At 57.6% G+C, this 566-nt stretch carries 1 rRNA gene; it reads left to right on the top strand.

The features are described from left to right. Nucleotides 1-566 (top strand): 23S ribosomal RNA (locus ACLVWQ_RS40435); the annotation flags it as partial.

Consider the following 566-nt stretch of genomic DNA (forward strand, 5'->3'; position numbering starts at 1 on the left):
TTTTAAGGGCGCACGGTGGATGCCTTGGTACCAGGAACCGATGAAGGACGTGGGAGGCCACGATAGTCCCCGGGGAGCCGTCAACCAGGCTTTGATCCGGGGGTTTCCGAATGGGGAAACCCGGCAGTCGTCATGGGCTGTCACCCACATCTGAACACATAGGGTGTGTGGAGGGAACGCGGGGAAGTGAAACATCTCAGTACCCGCAGGAAGAGAAAACAACCGTGATTCCGGGAGTAGTGGCGAGCGAAACCGGATGAGGCCAAACCGTATGTGTGTGAGACCCGGCAGGGGTTGCGCATGCGGGGTTGTGGGATCTCTCTTTCACAGTCTGCCGGCTGTGAGACGAGTCAGAAACCGTTGGTGTAGGCGAAGGACATGCGAAAGGTCCGGCGTAGAGGGTAAGACCCCCGTAGTCGAAACATCAACGGCTCGTTTGAGAGACACCCAAGTAGCACGGGGCCCGAGAAATCCCGTGTGAATCTGGCGGGACCACCCGCTAAGCCTAAATATTCCCTGGTGACCGATAGCGGATAGTACCGTGAGGGAATGGTGAAAAGTACCGC

The sequence above is a fragment of the Streptomyces sp. CWNU-52B genome (assembly GCF_047444975.1).
Classification (GTDB): domain Bacteria; phylum Actinomycetota; class Actinomycetes; order Streptomycetales; family Streptomycetaceae; genus Streptomyces.